The following is a 6,438-nucleotide window of genomic DNA, read 5'->3' as shown; positions in this document are numbered from 1 at the left end:
GGTTTTATAAAACCATCTTTATTTCTGCCGTGTCCTTAAGATACTGAATACCTTTAATCTCTTCATAGATTGGTTGTCCCTGTGTATCAGTATATAAGCCGATCCAATCTCCAAAGAGTAATTCTTTGACCCATTTAAATTTTTTTTTACCTTTTTTATCTACAACATAATCCATTATCTTAACAGAAGGAAAGATTGCAAATCCATGTTTTTGTTCAATTATTCGTTGGTCCATAATCTAAATTTTTATAGTAATAAATAAATGGTGCGTAATTAAATTACTTTTGGATAATGGTTCTATTAATTATAGTATATAAGATTATCTAAATAAAATTAAAATTAATAACTTGTTTGTTTATAAGTACTTATACCTGTTTTTATGTCAATGTTTTAAAAATAGTCCGGACCTGCAACATTTAGCACCAAAATCAAACGATAAAAAAAGCGATACACCCAAATAAACACACTTTTTTCAGAGCTGCAATTACGAGATTTTTAGCTTCTGAAGAGGCTGCGATGGTTGATCTTCTTGTGGTTTTTGTTCGGAGTCCTGTACTTGTTGTTCCGGAGTAATTGAAAGTTGTATTTCCCTTTCCAGTGCTGCCAATTCGTTTTTTAATTCCCCTAAAGCATTCTCTTTGGTCCATACGGTATTTACTACCTCTTCGAGGACTGGGATATCATTTTCAATCTCGGTTATCTTCTTCTGTTCCTGTCTTATCAATCCAGGTAGTTTCTCCAATGCATTTAAAAAGTTCATAGCTGCCAATTTAGGATCGGTGGCCATCTGTCCATTGTTAAAGGTGTATTTGATGTTACCTTCTCCTTGAATAAAAAATCGATTATCCCTGATAACAATTCCTTCTTTTTGCGAAACCTCTGTTTTTACCAAAAGTGTAAATCCATACAACAAGCCGATTTCTTCATACCGACCTTCAGTGCGTGCTTTATCAGCAAGCAGGTTGAGTTTGTGACCAATTTGTTTTGTATCAGCATCCGGAGTTAGTCCAATGAGTTGGACTGGATTCAATATCATGCCATCTTTATTTTTTTGGATGCGTTTTTCAATATTCTGCCAATCGATGGACATTCGTTCCAGTAATGATTTTGCAGATTCAAGGGCTGCTGTACAATTTTCCAGTTTATATCTTGACATTGACTTGGAGCGGGTGAAAGCCTGTTTTTCGCTTTCTAAAGAAGTAATCTTTTTTTCCAATTTGGCTTTTTCCAGCAAATCAGTATTGCCGGATAGAATGGCGACATATTCTGAGAAATTCATTCCCGATTTTTCATCCATACCTCCTTCGTCTATGGTACGTTTACCAAGACTATTGTTTTTGAGCTGATCGATAAATAATTGTTTATTGTGCAAGAGATTAAACTTGTAACTGTCCAAAGATTTTTCAACGGCATAGATGATTACATCTACTTTGTTGTCTGCAAAATATTTGGCAATCTCATTGCCTTTACGGATGGCCCTGCCGTCCCTCTGAGCCAGATCACTCGGTCTCCAGGGCGTATCCAAATGATGTACAGCAACCGCACGTTTCTGGGCATTGACCCCTGTTCCCAACATATCGGTTGATCCAAACAGTATCCTAATTTTCCCTTCATTCATTGCGCTGATGAACTCCTTTCGCATCTTGTCGGTTTTTGCCTCCTGGATAAAGCGTATTTCATGCGCAGGAATCCCGTGATCCTCCACCAGCTTGCGTTTGATTTCCGAATACACATTCCAGTCCCCCGGCTTGTACGTACCTAAATCGGAGAATACAAACTGGGTTCCTTTTTGGGCATTAAAACGATTGTAATATACTGCCAGCTTTGCTGCACAATGGGAGGCTTTACTGTCCGGGTGGTCATCGTATTTCTGACTGATCATACGCATGTCTAACGACATCTTACGGGCATAGTCAGTAGCGATTAACATTTTTGCTTTTTCTTCGGAAGCAGACAGTATTGTTCTTCCCAATAGTGTAGCATCACCCGTTTTGGCAAACTCCATTAGTTTTTGGATGAATATTTCCTGTTGCGGGGTTGGTGGAATATTATGCAGTATTTCATTCTTCTGTGGACGGTCTATACCAATATCTTTTGCTGTACGGTAATCTGTAATTTCTGTGTAAAACTGAGCCAGTTCCGGTACTTTGATAAAATATCGGAAGCGTTCTTTTTGGACAATATTGTTGGCTACCGAGAATTCATAGTCAGTAGTCTTTCGTGCATAGATCGCTGCCCATGCATCAAAACAATTGATACCCTGTTTTTCCAATGCCTGCGGGCGCAGGTATTTAAACAGTAAATAAAGTTCGGTTAGTGAGTTGCTAATGGTGGTTCCCGAAAGAAAAGTAGCGCCCAAATCTTTTCCGCTTCGTTCCTGTATAGTGCGAATGGCAAATAGCAGGTTCAATGCCTTTTGGCTTCCCTGCATATTTCCGAGTCCTGCAACACGGTCATGGCGGGTATTGAACATCAGGTTTTTGAAGCGATGGCTTTCATCTGCTAACAAATGGTCAATGCCCATCATTTTAAAATCGACTATATCATCCTTGCGGTTTTCAATATCATGTTGCAGTGTTTTGAGTTTTACCTCTAGGTTTTGTTTTCGTATGATCACTCCCTTAAGCATGGCACGTGATATTTCTTTACCCTGTGACTGCAAGGACTCAAGATTTTCTTCAACACTATCGAGTTCTGCCTGTAATATCTCTTTTTGCATTTCCGATGATTGCGGTATCATCCCGAATTGATCATGGGTCAGGATAATACAATCCCAGTTGTTATTTTTTATCTCTCCGAAAATACGCAGGCGTTTTTGAGGTGTAAAATCTTCTTTTCCCGGATATAATATTTTAGCATGTGGATATGCTTTGCGATACGTTTCGGCTATTTCATGAACATTGGCTTTCAGTCCAATAATCATAGGTTTATGTACCAATCCCAAGCGTTTCATTTCCTGGGCGGCAGTACACATAATGAGTGTTTTTCCTGCACCCACCTCGTGGTCACAGATCGCTCCGCCGTTTAGCTTGATCATCCAAACTGCATCCTTTTGGCTGGAATACAGGTCTTCAATCCCCAGTGCTTTTCTGTCCAGCCCCGGAAAATCCTGATGACTGCCGTCATATTGTGGACGGACAAAGCAATTGAAGGTATCGTTATATTTATCGGTGAGACGTTTCTTAAATTCATCGTTTTGAGCATACAGCCACTCAGAAAATGCTTTACGGATTTCATCAATCTTAGTATTGGCCATCTGAATGGCTTCCATATCCCGAACCTTTATTTCCTGGTCGCCATGCATTACTTTTTTGGTAATGTCAGGTGTGGTATTTACCAGAGCGTGTTTAAGCAATGCAATTCCGTCATAAGTGCGGCTTTGGGATTTTATAGCATACTTCTCCGTTATACGGATATTTTTGGTATCACAATTAATTGAAAAGTCATCCGTATTTTCCGTGTAATGAATCCGTACATCAGCATCAAACAAATGGGACGCAAAATGGTTGTAAATACCCGTGGGTATCCAGCGTTCACCCAGATTAAAATCCAGCTCCTCAAATTCAATGCGTCTGGGAAAAGCCTGCTGCAGCGCGGAAAGGCTATCTCTGGCTTGCAGATCTTCGGGGTTTTGTTCTAAATAGTTATTTATGGCCTGGGCCTTTTCAACCACATTCCCTGAAATCCATTGCTCCGATATTTCATATTCATTTTCCAAAGGATTGTACAAAATGCGTCCTTCCAGGTTCTTTTTCAGATTGTCAACTGATAATCCACTGATTTGTGCCATAAAATCCAAATCGACAGTCCCATACTTATTGAGTGATGCAGCTAATGCCTCATCAGGATTATCGGCTGTCTGATTACTTACTGAAAAACTGACCGGATGGTGGAAGATATCCGATTTATGAACCACACCGCCAACCACACGTTCCAGATAGGGGATTTCATTACCGGCGCTATCAGTTTTGATTAGCTGGATGTTTTCGGCACTGTTCAGGTTTCCAAATCTTTTAACAAAGGCGTTATACAGACGGTTGAATGTTTCCCTTTCCTGTGTATGTTCCGTTTGTTGTTCGGCTTCTTTCTGATACAAGTCCAGATAAGCATCACGTACCTGAATATAGGATTCCGCCCGCATTTTTTGCATTGGGGGAAGTGGCAGCAGCTTAAATTCCGCTTTTTGTTCTTCAGTATCTATAGCGTTAAGATAACCGACATAGCCTTTGTATGTTACCAGACAATCCTTTCGGTAAAAAAACTGTATTTTGTCCGTATAAATACGTAATTCCGCAGTGGTTACATTCTGTGGTTCGGCATTCTCTGAGAATAAATCTCCCAATACGGGCTTAATTTCTTTAGCATGTTCTTTTGGAACAGATGGTATCGTATCATTTTGCCTGTCTGGTAAATCAAATAAATTTCCCTGCCGGATGAGTGACACCGTTTTTCGTTTCGCCGGGTGAACCGATTTCTTTTTTGGAGGTATGCTTTTTATGTCTGGTGTATTTTCATATAAACTAAATAGGCTTAATTGTATGTCTGCCGAAAAAAAGTTTGCTTCAGCCATCGATTTACCGGTATCAAATTTCTCTTTTTCAATTTCAATTAAAGGACTGATAGGCTTAAGGATGGGAACCTCAGAAATAGTTACTGTAGTTCTATGTCCATTATACAAGTTGGCATCCAAATAATTGGCCATATCATCGGACAGCATCTTTTTTAAATCTTTCGCTATTCCTTCAACGCCTCCTTCATGCTCATAGATTAGGGCAGGCTTGCCATACATATCGGTTGCTTTGTATGAAGTGCTGTGCACTATATGCTGACCGTTTTCAAATAACAGGTTATTTGTGGTATTGTCAGAAGTGGTATAGGTGCTGCAGAATTGCTGCTCTCTTTGGGAAAGTTCTGTTTTGGTATTGTTCTTTTGGAGTACAATCAAATCGCTCCCCACTTCGGTACCGGCATAATCGGTAAACAAATTATTGGGTAAACGTATGGCAGAAACCAGATTGCAGTTCTGCATCAAAGCCTGACGTATAGGGTCATTTTTACTACTGTTCAAAACGCCCTGTGAGGTAATAAAGGCCAGCAGACCGCCATCACGAAGCAGGTCTGTTGATTTTAGAAAGAAATAATTGTGAATACTTCGGGCAGCCTGTACACGAGCCGGATCTTTGCTACGCACAAAAGATAGGTCAAATACCGATACGTCCCCAAAAGGAATATTGCTGGCAATGACATCAAAGCTTTCTTTCTCTCTATCGGGAATTTCTTCAAATCCGGCAACCCTGATGTTGTTATCGGGATAAAGCTCTTTTAGTAAGTGTCCTGTGAGTAATTCCTTTTCGTATGCCGTTATCTGTGACATACTTTCATATCTGAAGGCTTCGATGAAAGAACCTGTTCCGGCGGATGGTTCCAGGAAGCGTTCGATACGTATTTGGTTTTCCTCAAAGGAACCTGCAATGGCTTCAATGACTGAAGGCGGGGTGTAAAAGGCTGTCAGAACAGAAGCCCTTATACTATCTACATAACGACTGTATTGTTTTTCGTCTTGGGCATTTTCCCGTAAAAGTTGATGAAGTTCCTGGGTCAGGGGAAATAAATCCTGTTCGGATTTTACCCAGCGCTGCATATCGTCAGGAGTATTAGCTGGATTGAGGACAAATTTGAGACCGCCAAAACCACTATACTTCATGAGTTGTTTTCGCTCGGTTTCAGTAGCATGGCGTTTTTCTTTTTCCAGTTGGAAAACAAGTTGCAACGCCTCAATATTATTCTTTAAATGTTCTCTTTTATTGAAGGCCATGGTCTTCTATCCAAATTTGAATAGTGCCGGTGAGTTCGGTATAGAGCAATTCAAATTCAGGGCTGTCCGCAAAATCATTTGTAAGTCTGTATTGCTCAAATACAGGAACGCAGACCCCTAGCATTTTTAAGGCAAATGGTCGTAGCTCCTCGTCAGCCATTATGGTATCGAATTCGTTGCAGATGACCTTGAATACCGTGTCGAATTTTGAGAAGTGTAACCCTTCAAATAATACATACTCGGCAATCTCATTGCATTGCTCAATAGTATTGCCGTCAATAAAAGCATCATTATAGACCTTAGCAGCTAATTGTCCGCGCCGTGCAATAAATGTTTTATCTCCGGATAGTTCCGGAAAACTTTCCTTCAATAAGTGATTTAATTTTAATGAATAGTATGATAGTTTATTATTTGCGGCCATTACTATTTAGTATTAGGGTGTTGTAAATTTACTTTATTACAAAACAAAAATAAAAATATGTGTTAAATATCATGGATCGATAGCATGATTTGTCATCAGAAGGTATTCATTGGCATTAAGATTTCATTTTTTAGACGAAAATGATTGGAAAAGATATAACTTGGCGGGATTTTGACAAGTATTTTCTTTTAATTTCTTTCTA

The 6,438-nt window shown here is 39.5% G+C and carries 3 protein-coding genes; all 3 read right to left on the bottom strand.

Annotated features, from left to right (window positions below; translation table 11 throughout):
- Nucleotides 1-4: 4 nt before the first annotated feature.
- Nucleotides 5-235 carry a hypothetical protein gene (locus tag ACRDEC_RS13990; RefSeq protein ID WP_431498976.1) on the bottom strand — a complete coding sequence of 77 codons (231 nt, stop codon included), beginning with the start codon at nucleotides 233-235 and terminating at the stop codon, nucleotides 5-7.
- Nucleotides 236-484: 249 nt separating this feature from the next.
- A complete protein-coding gene (locus ACRDEC_RS13985; protein ID WP_431498975.1) occupies nucleotides 485-5,815 on the bottom strand; it encodes an N-6 DNA methylase in 5,331 nt (1,776 codons plus the stop codon).
- Entirely contained in the window at nucleotides 5,802-6,236 is a 435-nt protein-coding gene (locus tag ACRDEC_RS13980; protein ID WP_431498974.1) for a DUF1896 domain-containing protein, read from the bottom strand. Before ACRDEC_RS13980 ends, ACRDEC_RS13985 begins: the two co-directional genes overlap by 14 nt.
- Nucleotides 6,237-6,438 lie beyond the last annotated feature (202 nt).

The organism is Flavobacterium sp., assembly GCF_050696275.1.
Classification (GTDB): Bacteria; Bacteroidota; Bacteroidia; order Flavobacteriales; family Flavobacteriaceae; genus Flavobacterium.
The sequence above is the reverse complement of the archived record's forward strand: the minus strand, read 5'-3'. Positions and strand labels throughout refer to the sequence as shown.